The organism is Sphingobacterium sp. E70 (genome assembly GCF_019285695.1).
GTDB lineage: Bacteria > Bacteroidota > Bacteroidia > Sphingobacteriales > Sphingobacteriaceae > Sphingobacterium > Sphingobacterium detergens.
Genome location: NZ_CP079104.1, coordinates 5254877 through 5273933, shown reverse-complemented (window position 1 = coordinate 5273933; position 19057 = coordinate 5254877). Strand labels below are relative to the sequence as shown.

Sequence of the window (19057 nt, the reverse complement as noted above, 5' to 3'; positions counted from 1 at the left end):
ATGTCGAAGAAAGACCTTATTTAAGTGATATTGAAAAATTGATCGGATTAAAAATCAAAGTGAATAAGGTCGGGAAATAACTTCCAGCTTTATTATATACAAAACGCGCCGCAACTATTTAGTTGCGGCGCGTTTTGTATATAATCTTTATTTTTTTCGGTCTGCAAGCAGCAAAGTGGATGGTGTAAGATGGAGCCAGTCCATCTTTTTATTGACAATTTTATGCCAGCAAGGCAAACTAATAAGCATCAGATCTTGTTGCGTCCACAAGTCAACATCAAGATTCTTCTCCTCCAAGATCGTCAAATGATTGGGCACAAGTTGCTCCAACTGTCTTAATTTCTCCCGAAAGCTTTCATGGGTACGTAGGATCTGATCAAAATCCCATACCATCACCTGCGCATCCGAATGGTGAATTAATCGCTGTACAAGTGCGCATAGGAATTCATCGTTTTTCAATAGGATCGGAACAATAACACGACGTGCTTTGACAAAGTTTTTGTCAATCAAAATTCCCACCATCGCATTGACTTTGGCATTGATCTGTTGATTTCGGTCAAAGGTAGCAAACGGTGATTCGGCGTTTGTGACCGTATGAAACAATTTCTCCGGATTAATAATGCGCGAGGTGAAATCCAAAAAGCGTCCCAAAAGACTACCTTCATAGATGGATTCACTGACACCCAACAAGAGCAGATCCTGACTTTGCTCATTTGAGGTCTGCACAATTTCACTGTCAATGTCACTGGAAATTTTGAAAATCGTCTGAATAGGTTGTTCCAAATCCTGTGCAACTTGCTTTATTTCCCGAAAACTATCCTGCTCCTGCGTTTCTACTTCATAATGATGGAGCTCATTGGACGGTTCGATATGCAATGCTGTAATTTCCGCCGTATTTTTTGATTTTAATGTAAGCGCATCTGCGAGATGAAGCAATGAAATCCCAGTATTGCTTTTGGCAAATGACAGGAGAATTTTAAATTTCGATTTATTCTGGATTTCTTCCTGTAACGAGCGTTTCTTGGGTCGGTATAGATAATTAATCAAATCCAACGAAGGACCGGTCATAAAGGTCGTGATCAATGCCATCACAACCATCATAGAGAATAACTCAGCACTTAATACACCAAGATCGTAACCGATATTCAATACAATCAGTTCCATCAGTCCTCTGGTATTCATCAATGCACCTATGCTCAAACTATCCTTCCAGCTCTGTCCGACAAAGCGGGCGGCCAATGCACTACCGGCAAACTTTCCAATTACGGCGACCAAAATAATCACGATGGTGATCATCCATAGTTGTGGATCATTCAATAGACCGATCTGTGTACGCAATCCTGTATACACGAAAAATAACGGTAATAACAATAAGGTGGATACATCTTCGATTTTTTCGATAAATGCTGTACGGAAACGGCTGCTTTCGGGCATAATCGCTCCGGCCATAAAAGCACCAAACAGCGCATGTATACCGATTACTTCGGTTGCGTAAGCAGACAATAAAAGGACAATAAAAATATCGCAACAACAGGTTTATTCAGTCCCTCACGCGTCCCCTTCACCTCCCTACGCGCATCAAAAAGGGACGTACAATTTTGATCATCAGCAGCACATAAGCAATAGCAAGCGCGATCGTATATAAAGCACTTGCAAAATCGCCGGCCTTCACGATCGCAATCACCACAGCCAAAATACACCAGGCAGTAATATCATCGGCAGCGGCGCAGGTAATGGCCATCGACCCAAGTTTACTTTTTGTAGTCCGCGCTCCTGTACGATCCTTGCCAGGACCGGAAAAGCAGTAATGCTCATCGAAATACCGATAAACAAGCTATAGGACAAAAACTCCACATTCGCCGGTGGATGGTACAGGTATAAAAAGTAAGCTAAGGAAATTCCCAATGTAAACGGTATAACGATACTCGCATGTGAAATCACCACAGCATCATGTGCTTTATTTCGCAGCACATTGAGATCAAGTTCCATTCCGATAATAAACATAAACAGGATTAAGCCGATCTGGCTCAGAAACTGTAGGTTGCTCAGGGATTCAACGGGAAATAGTGTATGGGAGAATTCAGGGAAATAAAGCCCCAATAAGGAAGGCCCCAATATAATACCGGCAAGCATTTCACCGATCACAACAGGTTGTTTAATCTTGATGCATATCCAGCCCATTATCCGGGCAGCAATAATGATCGTCACAATCTGTGCGAGCAATATTGCCAATGGATGCTGAAGACTATGTAATAAAGTCGATTTAAAATCCTGCCAGGCCCCTGACTTATCTTTTCACCATGGAGCATCTCCTGGCTTTGCAATTGTGCTCCCAAATGGATCACCCAGTACATCACCACGAGCAGCGTACCAATTAACGTCACATAAAAAATCGTATTCTTGTATTTCTTCATCTTTTTCGCTTTAAATAATATCAGGTGATAACAGCATGTAAAAGTCTATCCCAAAGTCGTCAATGCATCAATTTTGGGAAGAGAACTACAACAAAAATAGAATTCTACAGGAGTTTTAAACCTTACCGGGAAGGAAGAACAGGAAAATATGTAATGAACCCCGCGAATTTTGTAATCAAGCGAATTTTTCGAGGAATGATTTTTTATAAGAATCTCCTAAGCTAAAAAGAATAGCTGCATCCTGCTCATCGACCAGACTGCTGGTGATCACATCAGCTGAAAAGAATTTCACAATTTTCAGGGCGATAATTTCCTTTTGTTGATACGGATAAAATCCTGTTCCGGCAACAGCGAGAGTAACCTATCGAAGCTGATATTTTTCAATAAAATAGTGGATCCATCCCCAAGGAATACGGTCTTGTCGCGACTATCTACTTCCGCAATCTGGACATAGCTGATCTGACTGAAGTAAAGGATTGCCTTCCCCTATTGGTATTGAATTGAGCAAAAGGAGAAGACTCAGTTGATCGGCTATTGATGACCTGCTCTACTTTCAATACCGCTTGCTGTAGACGTGACAGCGATATTGGCTTACGCATGTAATCCACCGCATTGATATCAAAAGCATCGCTGGCATACTGTTTATAGGCAGTGGAGAAAACAATGGGATAGTCTCCCAGTTCCTTAGCAACATCAAAGCCATTAAACTGAGGCATTTCAATATCCAAAATACAGAAATCAAAGTTTAGACTTTTATACTCCTTAAGTAAAACGGCAGGATCATTAAATGCTTTAACCACCTCCAGACCGGGAATTTGTTCACAGAGCATCTTCAAAAACCGCAAACTCGGCAGTTCATCATCCAGTAAAATGCATTTCAGGTTTTTTCAATTCTCATACAATCGGATCTGAAGGTAGGCGTTATAGACATCATTTTCTACAAAACGTTTTAATTCATGCCTATCTGGATAATAGAGCATCAGCCGTTCCTCCAACGTCTTACTGCCTATTCCACCTTTGGTTTTATACAAGGGTGAGCGCTTCGATATTTTATTGCTGACAGTCAATTCCAGCAGACCATTGCGAAAGCTAAGTACAATCGAAATAAAGGAGTCGGGATGGTGAAAATCAGCATGCTTAAACGCATTTTCGATGAGGTCTACAGTCATCAATGGTACCAGTGAAGGACGTTCCAATAATGATTCATTCAATTCATCAATATCAAATTTAACCCGCATATCAAACAAGGGGCTCAACTTAACCTTATTGACTTCAATTAAATTACGGGCAAACTCGATCTCTGCTTTTGGGAGACCAGTTCCTCTTCACTTTCATATAATACATAATCCAATACCATAGCCAGCTTATCCATTGTATAGTAGGTTTGATAAGCATGGGAAAGGATACCATTGAGCGAATTTTTCAGCAAATGTGGGTTTAATCGATTGCGATGCACATGATCCATCTGCTCATTATCCATTCGTTTAAAAAGTTCCTGATGCCGTCGCTCTTCCACCCTGAGCTTTTTGTATTTCTGTATTAATAATATATACAAAATCAACAGGACAACGACTGCTACAAGCAGCAATATGATCATTATATTGGAAAGTTCAGTAGTCATGATTCCACTCAAACTTAATTAAAATTTTATTAGTAACGAAAAATGAAACAGGATCTAAATGATCTTCCTGCTATTTAACTGCTGGCTTCTTTCACGCAAGTTCTACTTAAATCCGTTAAGAAGATTCCCTTATAATACAAAACTTGGTTAAACCCACCTTTCCGACGACAATACCGCTCAAAACACAGGGCAAAAAATGCTATTTATTAACTATAAAATTTGCAGGTATTGATTACAAAAATTAACAGTTTCATTACAATTTAGTCACTTCAAACTATTAATTTCAGATTATTCTTCTTATATTGAGAGTATTGTAATTAGCCGATCAAATGATTGTCTACGCTATTTTGGTTAAACCTGCCTGATTTGTTCTAATCGGGCCTAATATGAAACACGATGGAAAAGCTCATTTTCGAAACTAATGCACAACATCCCAGTCTTGTAGACAAGATCAAACAAGCTGTTGAAAAATTAAATGGTATCCATGAATGGAAAATAGATCTGGATTCTATTTACAACCTGTTAACCATTGAAGGCATCCGACTCAATCCGACAGAGATCGAGTCTGAACTTGCACTTCATGGCGTTGAGGCAAGTCGCCTTTATGAGGAATAACCTCAATCAATGTTCTGGCACATTGTCATCAACCAAAGAATAGACTTTGTCCAGATAAGTACTTACTTTAAAATAAATACTTATCTGGACAAAGCATTATAGTTTTTTATAATCATTCCCGAAGCACCACCACCACCGTTGCAAATTGCAGCAAGTCCGATTGTCCCGCCTTCCTGTTGTAAAATGCTCGTTAAGGTAACGACTATTCTCGCTCCGGAACAACCCAATGGATGACCCAGGAAACTGCCCCGCCATAGATATTCACCTTACGCATTGGAATATCCAGAATTTTAGCGTTTGCAAGTGCAACAACAGAGAAAGCTTCATTAAATTCAAAATAATCAATATCATCTTTCGTTAGTCCAGCCTTTTTCAAAACCTTTTCCGTTACTATAGCGGGACTTGTCGTAAACCATTCTGGCGCTTGTTCTGCATCAGCATAGGCTATGATTTCAGCCAATGGTTGCAATCCCAGTTCTTTCACTTTCTCAGCACTCATTAATAATACCGCAGCCGCCCCATCGCTTAATGTGGATGCATTCGCGGCAGTTACTGTTCCATCTTTCTTAAATGCAGGTTTTAATTCGGGGATCTTATCAAAATTGACCTGTGAAAACTCCTCATCCCTGGAGATTATCTGCTCACCCTTGCGTCCTTGGATAGCGACAGGACTGACCTCCTTGATAAATTTATTCTTCTGCCAAGCCTCCAGGCTCCGCTTATAGGAATTAATCGCATACTCATCCTGTTCGGCCCGGCCGATACCATATTTCTCAGCACATAATTCAGCAAAACTGCCCATTGGTTCATTTGAATAGGCATCACTTAAACCGTCCCGTTGCAAACCATCAACGAAACTCTGGCCTCCGAACTTGGCACCCCAGCGCATTGTATTCGCATAATAAGGGACTTTACTCATATTTTCCATACCTCCGGCAATGACCACATCGGCATCCCCAACAAAATAGATTGCGCGGCAAAAGCAATGGCTTTCATTCCACTGGCACAGACTTTATTTACTGTAGTCGCTGTTACCTGATCAGGTAAGCCGGCAAGCCGTGCAACCTGACGGGCGGGAGCTTGCCCCAAATCAGCCTGCAGAACGCTACCGATCAGAATTTCATCGACTTGGTCTGCAGCAATCCCAGTCTCATCAATACAGCACGGACAGCATGAGCCCCAGCGCTGTCGCCGCAACCGATGATAATCCACCTCCAAAACTTCCTATTGGCGTACGCTTTGCCGCAACGATAAATACACTTTTTGACATGTTATTCTGTTTATAATTGTTTTTTCTTGAATTCAATAGACTTGCGACCCGATTCAACTGAGGATTCATCAGCCAAAACTGGTATCATTCCTTTCCTAAAGATAAAAATATAACACAAACAAGCGAACCCTCTTATTTTATTTTTTAGGCCAAAACAAAATAAATAGAAAAAAACAGAGCAAAAAGTTCCCTACATAATCTATTTGACAAAAAATAAACAATAAATATTTGCAGAAAAGCCAACGCTTTTCGCTAAATTCGGTTAGACATTCCGCTCTTTTTAACAAGAGCGATGTTATGCCAAGATAAAGCAAGAGACAAATCGTTTTCAGTCCGCAATCATGTAACTGAAACCAATAACCAAAAGTAAAATAAACAATTATGCAGGCACGCAAACTCACAGCCGAACATCAGATTTTTCGCGAAACCATTCGGGCATTTATTCACAAAGAAATTATCCCGCATGTAGATCAATGGGAACAACAGGGTGAAATAGATCGAAGCATTTGGAAGAAAATGGGTGACATGGGTTTTATGGGACTCAACTACCCGGAAGAATATGGTGGTCTGGACCTGGATTTTTACTATTCGATGATTTTGTGCGAGGAACTATCCTATTGTTTTTCGGGAGGATTCACGATATCTGCTCTGGTCACCCAATACATGTCAGCTCCTTATCTATTGAAATATGCATCTGAAGAACTCAAGCAACATTACCTTAGACCAGTGATCGCCGGTGATATGGTGAGTGCTGTTGCTATTACCGAACCTGGGGCGGGGTCTGATGTCAAACAGATCAAAACAACTGCCGTCCGATCGGGCGACCACTATATTGTCAATGGCTCCAAAACATTTATCACCAATGGCTACTACGGCGACTTTTTTATTACTGCTGTTAAAACCGATCCGGAAAAAGGAACAAAAGGCATCAGCCTGTTACTGATAGAAAGACATGCTGAAGGTGTTTCGGCAAATAAACTCAACAAATTAGGCTGGCATGCCTCGGATACTGCTGAATTGGGTTTCGATCAGGTTAAAGTCCCTGTTTCCAATCTGATTGGAAAGGAAGGTGATGGCTTTCTTTATTTAATGGCCGGATTGCAATTGGAGCGTTTGACTGCCGCCATACATAGTCTGGCTACAGCGGATTCCGCATTACAGTACACCCTGGAATATATTGGTCAGCGGGAGGCATTCGGCAAAAAGATCCAGGAGTTTCAGACGATTCGTCACCGCATTGCCCAGATGGCTGCCGATATCGCAACGACAAGGGCTTTTGTCTATCAGTGCTGCGATCTCCAAAATCAAGGTGAATATGCTGTTCAGGATTGTTCCATAGCCAAACTGCAAGCCAGCGAGCTTGCGGTACAGGTCGTGAGCCAATGTCTTCAGTTATTTGGGGCTATGGATTCACCGAAGATTACAAAATCGCCCGCCTATATCGGGATGTACGGGTCGGGACAATCATTGGCGGAACATCCGAGATTATGCTGGAAATCATTGCCAAGATGACGATTGACAAGGTCAACTATCAATCAAACAAACCCAGCCCTAACATAAACATTTTCAATATTAAAAGCAGTTCAGCATAATGAATTATCAGGTACACCCATTTTTTCATATCGAACAGGACAATCAACATATTGTCACCATAAAACCATTGGCAGATGCAGCAACCGAGGAGTCAACAGTCCGTGATCGTATACAAGAGTTTGTCGACCTGGTGGCTAGTGTACTAAATGAAAAAGAAGTCCGCGGATTGATCTATACCTGTCCGCTAAATAACAAGCAGACCGATTACATCCGATTATTTGATCAGGTTTCCAATGGTCAACTCGATCCCGAGATCATACAGAAAACCACATGGAAGGCATTGCAATGGAAGACCTTGGGCAAACCTATTGTATCGATCTTGGATAGCAACTGCACGGGCATCGGTTTAGCAACGATGCTATGGTCAGACTACCGTATTGCAGGTCCACAGGTAAAACTGGGCTTCCCAGAGAGTAAATTCGGCCTATTTACTGGCTTTGCGACAACCATTACCTTAGCTCAACTTGTAGGTTCTACTGCGGCGTTGAACCTGTTGACCCAAGCGAAACTCACCTCAAACAAAGAAGCTCTTGAACTGGGTTTAGTGAATGAGGTAACAACAGATCGCGAGCAGAGCCTAGTGCTGGCAAAGAACTGGATTCTTGAAAATTCAAAAACCAGTATTTCCACCCCTGGCCCAACAGCAGTCTCCGCCGAATTTGAAGAAGCTTGCGCTGCTGTTTTAAAGAAAACAAGAGGATTGTTACCGGGCACCAATGCTGTTGTACAATTATTAAAAACGAATCAATTGCTGTCTTTAACAGAAGCTGTGGAGGCCGAGGCAAAGCTATACCATAAGGTATTAAGTGCCCCCGAGCCGCTGCACATGGTTAGGACATTGTATGAAGGCATGCTACAGGCACAACATCCTGACCGCATCAAATCACTTGGCACCTATGCAATCAAAAAAATAGGAATTCTGGGTGCAGGTATGATGGGATCCGGCATCGCCTATGAAGCCGCCAGAGCAGGCATTTCCGTTGTTTTAAAAGATGTGAACAGGACTCAGGCGGAGCAGGGAAAAGCTTATTCTGCCAAACTTTGTGATAAATTACTTGCACAGGGACAGATAAGTAGCTTACAACAACAGACGCTTTTAGCCAATATTCAACCCAGTGACCAAGTTGCTGATCTTGTCGATGCTGACCTTATTATTGAAGCGGTATTTGAAGACCTGGGTTAAAAGCCGAAGTAACCCGACAAAGCCTTCCCTATCTTGCCGAAAATGGTTTTTTCGCATCCAATACAACGTCATTGCCCATTACAACTTTGGCTGCTGCAATGGATCTGCCAGAACGTTTTATCGGCATGCATTTCTTCTCCCTGTAGATCGCATGCCATTGGTCGAAATTATCTGCGGCACGCAAACCGATCAGGTAACATTACAAAAGCGATTGCAACCGCTTTGCGCCTCGGTAAAATTCCCATTGTCGTACATGATGGCCCCGGGTTCTTTACATCCCGTATTTTCTTCAACTACTTACTGGAGGCCATCACCATGTTGCTGGAAGGTATTCCGGCAAGTCAGATTGAAGACGAAGCAATACAGGCCGGATTTGCTGTTGGTCCATTAGCGGTACTCGACGAAATTTCATTAGAGTTGATGCTGCATGTCTACGATCAGTTTCCAGCATTGCATAACAGTCAGCGACGTGCGTATGCCCATTTAAGCAAAATGATTAAAAATGGCAGAAAAGGTAGAAAATCCGGCCATGGATTCTATGATTATGATACAGCTTCCCGAACGAAAACAGTCTGGCAGAACCCCGCACTACCTACATCAGGAGAATCCCCTTCCTCCGAAATAATACAAAAGAGGCTCCTTCATGTCATGGCCCTTGATAGCTACCGCTGTCTCGAAGAAGGTGTATTGGAACAACCCATTGATGGGGATATCGGCTCCATCCTCGGCGTAGGCTATGCAGCACATACCGGGGTGTATTTGGACATATCGACCTTACAGGCCTTCCTATCTTTGTACAGGAATGTCAGTCATTTCTACACCTGGGTGAACAATGGGAAGTCCCTCGTTCGTTAATAGAACGTGCTGACAGGAATTTTAAATTTTATACAGGTTTTGATTCAAATTGGCCAGGAAAGAAATCCTAAATTGAAAAAGTTATAAGTTAGCCAGGAAACAAATGTGTATCTGACAGCGTTCTCGAATAACCAGGAAAGAAATCCTAAATTGAGCGGAAGCACTTTGGCGCGAACGTCGGAGATCAAATAAGTGATTTGTATTTAGCTAAAACTCATCCATTAAATAAGATCTCTAAGACAGTCATTGATCGATAGTTTGCCTGCTACCGATCAATGACTTTCTTATTTAGCGGGCCAGGAGATCCATCAGTTCGGATACATCCAGGTCAATGAAGGTATCGTAATCCAAAGTCACCTCAAGCAATTGTTTTTGCTGTTTTTCAGAAAATACACGGGCAAGATTCGTTTTATACTTTTCGATCAATTTAGGAATCCCCTCCTGCCGGCGTCTCGGATGTCCAATCGGATATTCCACCACCAGCTCCGGCAATACTGTACCATCCTTTAATACCACCGTCAGGGCATTTGAGATCGCCCGTTTTTGTGGATCATGATAATCAATTGTAAACTGTGGATCTTCAACACAGAAAATTTTGTCCCGCAGTGCATCAATACGTGGATCCAGTGCAATATGGTTTTCATAATCCTCCGCTGTCAGACGCCCAAAGATTAAGGGTACAGCAACCATATATTGGATACAGTGATCCCGATCGGCCGGATTATGCAACGGTCCCTTCTTGTCGATGATTCGGATTGCGGCCTCATGTGTACGAATGGTAACACGCTCAATATCATCACTGCTTTTCCCAAACTCTTTTAACTGCTGGTGCAATTGCATTGCTGCTTCGGCTGCGGTCTGTGCATGAAATTCCGCCGGGAAAGAAATCTTAAATAGAATATTCTCCATCACATAAGATCCATAATCGCGCTGAAATTTAAATGGGTTGCCTTTAAATGAAACGTCATAGAAGCCCCATACCGGTGCTGTTAACACCGATGGATACCCCATTTCACCCGTTTGTGCAATTAAAGCAAGGCGTACTGCACGCGAAGTAGCATCTCCGGCGGCCCAAGATTTACGGCTTCCTGTATTAGGCGCATGGCGATACGTCCGCAAAGCCTGGCCGTCGACGAAGGCCAATGAAACCGCATTCAGCAATTCGTCCCGACTAAGGCCCAAAAGTTTACCAACAACGGCTGTAGAAGCAACCTTTACCAAAATTACGTGATCTAATCCCACTTTATTAAAGGAATTTTCAAGCGCTAACACGCCTTGAACCTCATGTGCCATAATCATCGCTTCAAGCACCTGTTTTGCCTTTAGGGATTTCTCCCCTTTCGCAATCTGTGTTCTGCTCAGCCAGTCCGCAGTAGCCAGAATACCCCAAGATTGTCCGATGGATGCCCCCACTCCGCAGCCAGCCAGGTATCGTTAAAATCCAACCAGCGAACGATGGTACCAATATTAAATGCGGCCTGTATAGGATCCAGTTGATAATTCGTTCCGGGTACTTTTGCACCATTGGGAACAATCGTACCGGGTACAACCGGCCCCAGTAATTTGGTACAGGCCGGATAGGTCAGCGCTTCCAACCCACAGCCGATGGTATCCAGAAAACAGTAAAAAGCTGTATTCCATGCAACTTTACTTTCGATTTTGTAATTTAACACGTAATCCACAATAGCCACCAGAACCTGATCTGGCTGTGGTCTTTCATTTGATATCGTTGAACTCATTATTTTATTTCTTATAAGACTGTTGTTCTTTTCAATTTATTTTTTCCGAACGCATCTGCAGCAATCATCAAAAAAACACAGTACTGTTCCTTCAATGCGAGAGGCAAACGACTTCTTTCCGTTTTATTTTTCACATTATACGTTTTATTGTATTATCTCGCGGATATGGGCACGAAAGGTCGGTCATCGGGACCAATATAATTCGCGCTCGGCCGAATGATTTTTCCATCTTGACGTTGTTCAAAGACATGGGCAGACCAGCCTGTGATACGCGAAAGCACAAACAGCGGTGTGAACATTTCGGTTGGAATCCCCATCAGGTGATAAGAAACAGCCGAATACCAATCTAAGTTGGGGAACATCCGTTTTTCTTCCCACATCACCTTTTCCAAACGTTCGGCAATCAGGTAAAGCGTCATATCACCAGCCTCTTCGGATAATTCCTTGGCGACCTGTTTAATCACCTGATTCCTTGGATCCGAGATAGTATAGACAGGATGTCCGAAACCGATAATCACTTCTTTATTTTCCAACCGTTTTCGAATATCGGCTTCGGCCTCATCAGCATTTGCGTAGCGGCTCTGGATCTCAAAAGCGACTTCATTGGCGCCACCATGTTTGGGGCCGCGTAACGCACCGATTGCACCAGCGATGCAGGAATACATATCAGATCCCGTCCCCGCAATCACCCTAGCGGTGAATGTGGAAGCATTAAACTCATGCTCAGCGTATAAATTAAGCGAAATCTGCATCGCCCGAATCCAGGATTCGGAAGGTGCTTTGCCGTGTAACAGATGCAGAAAATGCCCGCCCAGGGTGCTGTCATCGGTTTCGACCTGAATTTCGCGTCCATTTTGACTAAAATGATACCAATACAGTAAAGCCGAGGCCATGGAGGCCATCAGGCGATTGGCGATATCTCTAGCACCTGCCAAAGCATGATTTTCTTTTTCCGGATTCACACTTCCAAAAAGGACACATAAGTACGCAGGACATCCATTGCATGGGCAGTAGATGGCAACTGTTTCAGCACCTGCTGTACCGTGATGGGCAGCCCCGCTGGCTCAGCAACTGGCTTTGATAGGACGTTAGTTGTGCCTGTGTAGGTAGGCTGCCATAAATCAATAGATAGGCGACTTCCTCAAAGGAGGCCTGATGCGCCAGATCCAAAATATCATAACCTCGATAATGGAGGTCATTACCACTTTTTCCAACAGTACTCAAGGCTGTATTTCCGGCAGGAACACCAGAAAGTGCTACGCTTTTTTGGGTTTAAAACCAGTATCGTTTGTCTCTTTCATCGGAATATATTATTTATTGGCGTATATGTTAAACCGTAAAATACGCGCCTGTATTCGGTTTGAGATTCTTATGATTTAGTATTGAACAATTGATCCAGGCGATCTTCGTAAGCATAGTAATCTATGCTCCGATACAACTCATCGCGTGTCTGCATGCGATCGATAACAGCCGCCTGACTACCATCTTTGCGGATATGCTGATACACATCAGTTGCAGCCTTATTGGCTGCACGGAATGCAGATAAGGGGTAAAGCACAATGGACACATCCGCATGTCGAAGTTCATCAAGATTAAACAAAGGTGTTTGTCCAAACTCTGTAATGTTGGCAAGTATCGGCAGCCCGGTTATTCTGCTGAATTGCATATATTGATCCAGATTGTGTACGGCTTCTGCAAAAATAAAATCAGCACCAGCTTCTTTGTAGGCCACAGCCCGCTCCAAAGCACGTTCAAGTCCTTCTGAAGCCAAGGCATCAGTACGTGCGCCAATAACAAAATGAGGATCTGTCCGGGCATCCACAGCAGCTTTCAGGCGATCGACCATTTCATCTTTTGAAACCAGCTCTTTCCCTGGGCGGTGACCACAACGCTTGGCGCCCACCTGATCTTCCATATGTACGGCGGCAGCCCCGGCTTTAATCAAGCTTTTTATGGTACGTGCAACATTAAAGGCCGAAGGCCCAAAACCGGTGTCAATATCGACCATCAAAGGAAGCTTGCAGACATTCGTAATGCGCTCCACGTCAATTAATACATCTTGAAGTGTTGTGATACCCAAATCAGGTATACCGAGCGATCCCGCAGCAACACCGCCACCAGAGAGGTAAATGGCTTTAAAACCAGCTTGTTCGGCCAAAAGTGCATGGTTTGCATTGATGGCTCCAACAACCTGTAAGGGCTTTTCTTGCTTAATTGCTTCCCGAAAAAGGAAGCCTGGAGAATCTATCATATCATTGAAATTTGAAATTCCACAGTCCATAGGTTCTGTAGGACAAAATCCTTCCAGGGGCGCCATGAACAGTATCTAAGTTTATTTTAGTTTGAACAATATATATTTCGATCGTTCATCCTAAAGATACTAATTATCACGGCATTTCAACAAATTATTTTCTACATTTCAAGCGTTTAACAGAAGAAAATATGGAAATAAACAGTTTCAAAACCTAGCAGAACAAGCAAGCAATATAATTTTCAAACAGCATCTATTTATTTGGTTGCAATTCGCGATTCAGACTAACATTAATGATCAACCAATAGTATACTGACCATTCGACAAGCTGCTTATGGCTAAATTACATTGGACTTCGGATTTCAAAAATCAGAAAAGCCCTGATCAGTGTGATCAGGGCTTTTCAGTTCGATTGAGGTTAAAAGAAAAACGACATTTTTCAATAACCCTTAAATACATTTCTTGTTTCCTTCCGGCAACACCTATTCTTTTCCATTATCTTTTGCCCACCATAAGCGTTTTCCCCAGTTGTAATCCACTGTCCCTGTAGCGGCAGCTTTGACGTTATCCGCATTATATAAATATTCATTATTCGGATAAGGTAAACGCCATGGTTGGTCAGTATGTTTTTTCTGAAGTTTAGATGGATAGTTTGTTGTTGGAATTCCTGTTCGTCTATATAAACTCCACGCTTCATAGTTTTCTTTAAATAAGGCTACCCACATATCCCAATAAACACGTTCCTTGGTTCCATTAAATTTACCTGCTCCGGCAAGATAAGTGGTAATGGCTGACGTCTCAATTTTATTGTCTTGCATAGATAATGTCACCGCTTTTTCGTAGGCATCTTTTGCTGATATTCCCACGTTATATCCAGATAAAGCTGCTTCTGCCAACATGTAATAAGTTTCACAGGCTCGATAAAATGGTGTAGCTCCCGCGGGTCATTGACATAATGCTCACCAATCCAGGAAATGGAAGTAAACGGATTTGGATTATTTTCGGAACCATTTATAAAGCCGACATACTTACCGGCATTATTTTTTCGTGCTATCGACGCTATTCTCGGATCTTTCGTTGTGTTCAAATGATCAATGAAAATATCAAACATCCCCAGTTATTGAGACGATTGCCATATATTCCAGATTCATACCAAGGTTCCATATAAGGCAAAGTACCTGGATAAACCATGCGACAATTTTCAGCATTTGTTTCAATGACAGGATATTTCAGCTTATTTCCAGCGATTTCCTCAATAGTAGTTTTTGCCAAAGCTGGAGCAACCGCAGAAATACGTGTAGCCATACGCAAACGAAGTGAATTACAGAACTTTTGCCAGTTCAACATCTGCGCCTTTAGAGCTGCAGCTCCAGTCTCTTTTGATCCGTATATAATATCATATTCTCCAAGTTCGTCTGTGCCAATCCCGGCAGCAAGTTCATCTGCCAATGCTTTAAGATCTGCCAATACCGCCGGGAAAACATCTTCCTGTTTATCATATTTGGCCTTCAAAACCGAACCATCTTCGGGTCTTCCTTTAAAAGCCTCCGAATAGGGAATATCACCCCAGCCATCCAACAGATAAGACCACATATAATTGTTCCATATCCGTGCGACAATCCGAATGTTTTAAAACCTGCAGCCTTATCGTCTGTTTTTTTCAACAAATCGTTCATTTGCGTAATATTGTAATAACAGGCTGCCCAACGATTTCCGTAAGTATTATCTGTTGGAATCAATCCACTCAAGTTATCTGGATATTGAATTTTGACAATATAGCCCGCAAAGGTGCCATAGCCATCCACATCCCCACCAAATTGCTCACCTGCATTTCGTAGTACATTGACCAGCATATTTTGTGGTGGGACATCTTTCAACGCATCGGGATCCGTATTAATTTCCTCAAAATTTTTGGTACATCCTGAGACCAAAAGCATTGCTAAAAGGGGCGTATATTTTAGTTTTTTAATAAAAGTGTTCATAACCATAAATTTGTTTTTGTTGGATTTTAAATTTCAAACTTTTGTATGGATTAAAATGTAAAACCAAGTTTAAGACCTATACTTCTTGAATTAGGGACAGAAGCCTGCTCAAAGCCTACGCCACGCGAATCACTTGACACCCCTCCACTCTCTGGATCCAAGCGCATAGTATTGGATTTATGTACCCAAAGCAGCGCCAAATTGGTTCCAGTGATAGAGACATTCGCACGTTTGATTCCTTTTATTCTACTATAAAGAGCTTTTGGTAGATTATAAGAAATATAAGCCTCTCTCAATTTCAAAAACGAACCATCAAAAACATACATTTCGGCAACACCTCCCAATTCATACCAACTCTGTGCACTGGTTTCAATTGTATTTTCAACCCAATTATCCCCTACCTTCATAGCGAATCGCTCATTTTTCATCACATCTTTACCTGCAACAATAGCACGTTCACGAATGCCATCGGCAGCTGTAATTTCTGCAATCCCGGTTGTATATCCGTGCGACATTGTTTGTGACCAAATATCACCTCCTTTTCTGAAATCAAGCATAAAGCCAAATCTGAAATCTTTTATGGTGAAATCATTTCGCATGGAAGCTAGAAAATCAGGCACAACATTTCCGAGTACTTGAGCACTAAGAGGCTTATCTATCAACCCATTAGCAGCTACTTTTATCGCCCCTTTCATTGGTCCATCTTCTACTCGATCATAACCTGGCCCGACTAGTGTACCCCAGGGTTGACCTATTGAGGCCATATTGGAAATACCCCATGTCCAGCCTAATCTAAGATCGTTCAAATCCAATTGCGGATAGAGTTCAACCACCTTATTTTTATCCTTTGAGAAATTGACCGTTGTTGTCCAGTTTAGCCCATTTTCATTTCTGAGGATATCACCTCTCAATTGGATTTCTACGCCCTTACTTCTTATTTCTCCAGCATTCAAGAAGATGTTGCTAAATCCTACAACGTTGGAGGTTGGTACAGAAAGCAATTGATTCTTATTTATTTTTTTGGTAATAGGTCAGATCCAAGTGAAGACGATCTTTAAACATACCCAACTCCGTTCCGATTTCGTAGGATGTAATTGCCTCCGGCTCCAGGCCTTCAATGGCATAGGTCATACTTTTATACATTTGCGACAAATTATTATAAGCATCTGTCTGTGCATAATAATAATTTCCATTCGAATAAGGAGTTGTTCCATTACCGACTCCTACCACATTAAATCGTAATTTCCAAAAGTTTAGGTAGTCGCTTTTTAGTCCCTCAAAAGTCGCCGTTGGAAGCCAACTTAAACTTGCTGATGGATAAAAGAAAGATTTCCTCAAGGTGGAAGACCAATCATTACGCGCCGTTAAATCCAAATACAATTGATCTTTCCAGCCTAGATTAGCTTGGGCGTATATCGAATTGGAACGACCTTTTGCATGATCCATCACAGTGTAGGCATCGCCAATCTTATTAGCAATAGTATATACACCCAACACATTTAACCCTTTAGCACCGAGGGTATTTGTTTCAAACTGATAATCCCGGTAATTTGCACCTACAATCCCCGATAAACTAAGATCACCAAATTGCTTGTTGAAATTTGCGATAAAATCTGCATTAAAATCAGAATTACTATTTTTATCTCATTGAATTTACCATCTTTATTATCATAGTTATAATAGGTAGTTTCAAACATATGTGTATTATAGTAATCCAATCCGACCCTACCTTCAAATCTCAGGAAATCAAAGGGTTGATAAAACAATGATGTTTTTCCAAAAATACGATTCATTTTCAGCGCGTTCCGAGATTCGTGCATTGTATAAAACGGATTCATATGATAAGCTGAATTCCAATTGTAGTAGGTATAATTACCCTGTGCATCACGCTGATCCCAGTTCTTTTTCAGATCCTGCATGTCCACTTGTCGACCAAACCAGATTAAGCCATTCATTGGGTTAGCAGAATCATAACCTTGGGTTACTAAATTATTACTTTCTGTACGCGTAAAGTTAGCCATGATATCATAGGAAACTTTATCGCTGATCTTATAATCATTATTGAGTTGCGCGGTATACTTCTTCTGATCTGTATTAGGCACCGTTCCTCTCTGATCCCTAAATGATATTGAGGCCCGTGTCGAAGAACGATCACTCTTAGAAAGCAGTGACAGGTTGTGGTTTTGAGAGAAACCAGTTTGGAAGAATTCTTTGACATTATTTTTATGGGAATTCCATGGTGTAGCTTGACGCACACCATTCACAACAGGACTATTGAATTGCGGAATTAATAATCCCATATCCATTCGAGGCCCCACGACTCATCAATTCCATCGTTAACACCATTAGATCCAGTTCCATCAACATAACTAAATGAATTTTTTAAAACATAATCTTGGTACGAAAGACCACCACCATTGGTTTTATAGCTATATTCATCACCTCTAGATCCTTGACCATATAAATTCTGGTATTTTGGCAAATTAGCGGCTCTATCAATAGAAAAATTTCCGTCATACGATATCTGCACACCATTTTCGGCCCGTTTACCAGATTTGGTGGTGATCATAATAACACCAGTACCGGCACGCATACCGTAAAGTGCGGCTGCACCACCTTTAAGACGTTGATGCTTTCAATATCATCTGGATTAATATCATTGAGTCCAGAACCGTAGTCTACGCCTGAGTAAGTGTTATCACCGCTACGTTGCGCATTATTTGTCACAGGGATACCATCAATGACGACTAGTGGCTGTTGATCTTTTTGCAAGGAGGTATTACCACGGATAGAGATCCGTGCTGAAGAACCTATAGCACCACCAAATTGATTTACCTGAACACCGGCCACTTTGCCCGCCAATGCACCTGTAAGACTGTGCTGTCCCGCATCGGTCAATTCCTTTGCTTTTACTTCCTGCATCGCATAACCCAGCGATTTCTTTTCTCGTGTAATCCCAAGGGCAGTCACTACGACCTCATCCAGATTTTCCATCATGGATTCTAGCGTGACATTGACAACAGTTTGATTATTGATCTGTACTTGTTTGGGCTTATAGCCGATTGCGCTGATATTTAAGACCGTTCCGTTTGTATAGGTCAACGAAAAACCGCCATCAGCACCTGTCTGTGTGCCTGGCCCATCCTTAATAGATACGGATACACCCGGAATGGGTTTACCATCCTGATCCACTATCTTTCCTTTGACTGCTGTTTGAGCGTAGAGCGCAGAACATACTAGTATATTGGATGCTAGTATCGCAATACTTCTTTTGTTCATAAGTTTAGTTAGTTTTAAAATGTTTTTACAACAACCAATTTATATAAATATCGAAGTAGAACACAGGAGTATATTACCCAGTATTGCCCACATCTTAACATCAAATGTTAAATTATTTCCGCCAGACTAGGGTTAATTGAAATATAGGATTAATGCAATAGGCGCAAATTCTTCCTTATTATAAACCTTTACCAAGCCGGGATGACCAAGTCAGGCCAACAATTAAGCCCTGATCACCGATGATCAGGGCTTAAA

The 19057-nt window shown here is 41.9% G+C and carries 21 protein-coding genes and 4 pseudogenes; 5 read left to right on the top strand and 20 right to left on the bottom strand.

Going from position 1 to position 19057, the window contains the following annotated elements; translation table 11 throughout:
- Window positions 1-147: 147 nt before the first annotated feature.
- From KUH03_RS37760 to KUH03_RS37735, 6 genes are all read right to left on the bottom strand, one after another.
- Complete coding sequence (locus KUH03_RS37760; RefSeq protein WP_257089834.1) at window positions 148-1503, bottom strand: cation:proton antiporter; 1356 nt, start codon at window positions 1501-1503, stop codon at window positions 148-150.
- A 58-nt stretch (window positions 1504-1561) separates the two neighbouring features.
- Complete coding sequence (locus KUH03_RS37755; protein ID WP_257089833.1) at window positions 1562-1687, bottom strand: hypothetical protein; 126 nt, start codon at window positions 1685-1687, stop codon at window positions 1562-1564.
- A complete protein-coding gene (locus tag KUH03_RS37750; RefSeq protein WP_257089832.1) occupies window positions 1681-2232 on the bottom strand; it encodes a cation:proton antiporter in 552 nt (183 codons plus the stop codon). Before KUH03_RS37750 ends, KUH03_RS37755 begins: the two co-directional genes overlap by 7 nt.
- 613 nt (window positions 2233-2845) lie before the next feature.
- Entirely contained in the window at window positions 2846-3280 is a 435-nt protein-coding gene (locus tag KUH03_RS37745; protein WP_257097722.1) for a LytTR family DNA-binding domain-containing protein, read from the bottom strand.
- Window positions 3281-3301: 21 nt separating this feature from the next.
- A complete protein-coding gene (locus tag KUH03_RS37740) occupies window positions 3302-3670 on the bottom strand; it encodes a hypothetical protein (protein WP_257089831.1) in 369 nt (122 codons plus the stop codon).
- A 20-nt stretch (window positions 3671-3690) separates the two neighbouring features.
- Window positions 3691-4047: a hypothetical protein gene (locus KUH03_RS37735; RefSeq protein ID WP_257089830.1), complete on the bottom strand. Its 357-nt coding sequence runs from the start codon at window positions 4045-4047 to the stop codon at window positions 3691-3693.
- Between the two features lie 384 nt (window positions 4048-4431).
- On the opposite strand from KUH03_RS37735, the gene KUH03_RS37730 reads away from it, so the two are divergent.
- On the top strand, window positions 4432-4650 hold the full coding sequence (locus KUH03_RS37730) for a hypothetical protein (RefSeq protein ID WP_046672939.1): 219 nt from the start codon (window positions 4432-4434) through the stop codon (window positions 4648-4650).
- Between the two features lie 80 nt (window positions 4651-4730).
- On the opposite strand, the pseudogene KUH03_RS37725 reads toward KUH03_RS37730, so the two are convergent.
- A pseudogene (locus KUH03_RS37725) lies at window positions 4731-5862 on the bottom strand (thiolase family protein).
- A 439-nt stretch (window positions 5863-6301) separates the two neighbouring features.
- Between KUH03_RS37725 and KUH03_RS37720 the strand changes: the two are divergent.
- The 4 genes and pseudogenes from KUH03_RS37720 to KUH03_RS37705 all read left to right on the top strand — a co-directional run bounded on the left by KUH03_RS37720 (window position 6302) and on the right by KUH03_RS37705 (window position 9551).
- Window positions 6302-7512, top strand: a pseudogene (locus tag KUH03_RS37720) (acyl-CoA dehydrogenase family protein).
- Window positions 7512-8696 (top strand): 3-hydroxyacyl-CoA dehydrogenase NAD-binding domain-containing protein, encoded by a 1185-nt coding sequence (locus KUH03_RS37715; protein ID WP_257089828.1) that lies wholly within the window; start codon window positions 7512-7514, stop codon window positions 8694-8696. The pseudogene KUH03_RS37720 and the gene KUH03_RS37715 overlap by 1 nt, the downstream one beginning before the upstream one ends.
- 56 nt (window positions 8697-8752) lie before the next feature.
- Window positions 8753-8842: pseudogene (locus KUH03_RS37710) on the top strand (3-hydroxyacyl-CoA dehydrogenase NAD-binding domain-containing protein); the annotation flags it as partial.
- 76 nt (window positions 8843-8918) lie between these two features.
- On the top strand, window positions 8919-9551 hold the full coding sequence (locus tag KUH03_RS37705; RefSeq protein ID WP_257089827.1) for a 3-hydroxyacyl-CoA dehydrogenase family protein: 633 nt from the start codon (window positions 8919-8921) through the stop codon (window positions 9549-9551).
- Between the two features lie 288 nt (window positions 9552-9839).
- Here the strand turns inward: KUH03_RS37705 and KUH03_RS37700 are convergent.
- The 13 genes and pseudogenes from KUH03_RS37700 to KUH03_RS37640 all read right to left on the bottom strand — a co-directional run bounded on the left by KUH03_RS37700 (window position 9840) and on the right by KUH03_RS37640 (window position 18802).
- Window positions 9840-11290 (bottom strand): annotated as a pseudogene (locus KUH03_RS37700) (bifunctional 2-methylcitrate dehydratase/aconitate hydratase).
- 152 nt (window positions 11291-11442) lie between these two features.
- The gene (locus KUH03_RS37695; protein ID WP_257089826.1) at window positions 11443-12252 is read right to left on the bottom strand and encodes a citrate/2-methylcitrate synthase; all 810 of its coding nucleotides are present in this window, start codon (window positions 12250-12252) and stop codon (window positions 11443-11445) included.
- Window positions 12253-12316: 64 nt separating this feature from the next.
- Window positions 12317-12514 carry a citrate/2-methylcitrate synthase gene (locus tag KUH03_RS37690; RefSeq protein ID WP_257089825.1) on the bottom strand — a complete coding sequence of 66 codons (198 nt, stop codon included), beginning with the start codon at window positions 12512-12514 and terminating at the stop codon, window positions 12317-12319.
- A 145-nt stretch (window positions 12515-12659) separates the two neighbouring features.
- Window positions 12660-13571 (bottom strand): methylisocitrate lyase, encoded by a 912-nt coding sequence (gene prpB, locus KUH03_RS37685; protein ID WP_257089824.1) that lies wholly within the window; start codon window positions 13569-13571, stop codon window positions 12660-12662.
- 452 nt (window positions 13572-14023) lie between these two features.
- Window positions 14024-14407 carry a SusD/RagB family nutrient-binding outer membrane lipoprotein gene (locus tag KUH03_RS37680; RefSeq protein WP_257089823.1) on the bottom strand — a complete coding sequence of 128 codons (384 nt, stop codon included), beginning with the start codon at window positions 14405-14407 and terminating at the stop codon, window positions 14024-14026.
- Window positions 14368-14628 carry a SusD/RagB family nutrient-binding outer membrane lipoprotein gene (locus tag KUH03_RS37675; protein ID WP_257089822.1) on the bottom strand — a complete coding sequence of 87 codons (261 nt, stop codon included), beginning with the start codon at window positions 14626-14628 and terminating at the stop codon, window positions 14368-14370. The genes KUH03_RS37680 and KUH03_RS37675 overlap by 40 nt, the downstream gene beginning before the upstream one ends.
- A complete protein-coding gene (locus KUH03_RS37670; RefSeq protein WP_257089821.1) occupies window positions 14625-15134 on the bottom strand; it encodes a SusD/RagB family nutrient-binding outer membrane lipoprotein in 510 nt (169 codons plus the stop codon). Before KUH03_RS37670 ends, KUH03_RS37675 begins: the two co-directional genes overlap by 4 nt.
- Window positions 15050-15523, bottom strand: coding sequence for a hypothetical protein (locus tag KUH03_RS37665; protein WP_257089820.1), 474 nt, complete (start codon window positions 15521-15523; stop codon window positions 15050-15052). The genes KUH03_RS37670 and KUH03_RS37665 overlap by 85 nt, the downstream gene beginning before the upstream one ends.
- Window positions 15524-15573: 50 nt before the next feature.
- Window positions 15574-16524 (bottom strand): TonB-dependent receptor, encoded by a 951-nt coding sequence (locus KUH03_RS37660; RefSeq protein ID WP_257089819.1) that lies wholly within the window; start codon window positions 16522-16524, stop codon window positions 15574-15576.
- Window positions 16525-16531: 7 nt separating this feature from the next.
- A complete protein-coding gene (locus KUH03_RS37655; RefSeq protein WP_257097720.1) occupies window positions 16532-17086 on the bottom strand; it encodes a TonB-dependent receptor domain-containing protein in 555 nt (184 codons plus the stop codon).
- A complete protein-coding gene (locus KUH03_RS37650) occupies window positions 17080-17823 on the bottom strand; it encodes a hypothetical protein (protein WP_257089818.1) in 744 nt (247 codons plus the stop codon). Before KUH03_RS37650 ends, KUH03_RS37655 begins: the two co-directional genes overlap by 7 nt.
- Window positions 17811-18116: a hypothetical protein gene (locus KUH03_RS37645; RefSeq protein ID WP_257089817.1), complete on the bottom strand. Its 306-nt coding sequence runs from the start codon at window positions 18114-18116 to the stop codon at window positions 17811-17813. Before KUH03_RS37645 ends, KUH03_RS37650 begins: the two co-directional genes overlap by 13 nt.
- On the bottom strand, window positions 18089-18802 hold the full coding sequence (locus KUH03_RS37640) for a TonB-dependent receptor plug domain-containing protein (RefSeq protein WP_257089816.1): 714 nt from the start codon (window positions 18800-18802) through the stop codon (window positions 18089-18091). The genes KUH03_RS37645 and KUH03_RS37640 overlap by 28 nt, the downstream gene beginning before the upstream one ends.
- Between the last annotated feature and the right edge of the window lie 255 nt (window positions 18803-19057).

What these genes read in the sequence shown, in the direction of transcription:
- KUH03_RS37650 (WP_257089818.1), bottom strand. Translation starts at nt 17,823, where the DNA reads ATGGGATTATTAATTCCGCAATTCAATAGTCCTGTTGTGAATGGTGTG.
- KUH03_RS37715 (WP_257089828.1), top strand. Translation starts at nt 7,512, where the DNA reads ATGAATTATCAGGTACACCCATTTTTTCATATCGAACAGGACAATCAA.
- KUH03_RS37670 (WP_257089821.1), bottom strand. Translation starts at nt 15,134, where the DNA reads ATGTGGTCTTATCTGTTGGATGGCTGGGGTGATATTCCCTATTCGGAG.
- prpB (WP_257089824.1), bottom strand. Translation starts at nt 13,571, where the DNA reads ATGGACTGTGGAATTTCAAATTTCAATGATATGATAGATTCTCCAGGC.
- KUH03_RS37640 (WP_257089816.1), bottom strand. Translation starts at nt 18,802, where the DNA reads ATGAACAAAAGAAGTATTGCGATACTAGCATCCAATATACTAGTATGT.
- KUH03_RS37645 (WP_257089817.1), bottom strand. Translation starts at nt 18,116, where the DNA reads ATGCGTGCCGGTACTGGTGTTATTATGATCACCACCAAATCTGGTAAA.
- KUH03_RS37665 (WP_257089820.1), bottom strand. Translation starts at nt 15,523, where the DNA reads ATGAACACTTTTATTAAAAAACTAAAATATACGCCCCTTTTAGCAATG.
- KUH03_RS37730 (WP_046672939.1), top strand. Translation starts at nt 4,432, where the DNA reads ATGGAAAAGCTCATTTTCGAAACTAATGCACAACATCCCAGTCTTGTA.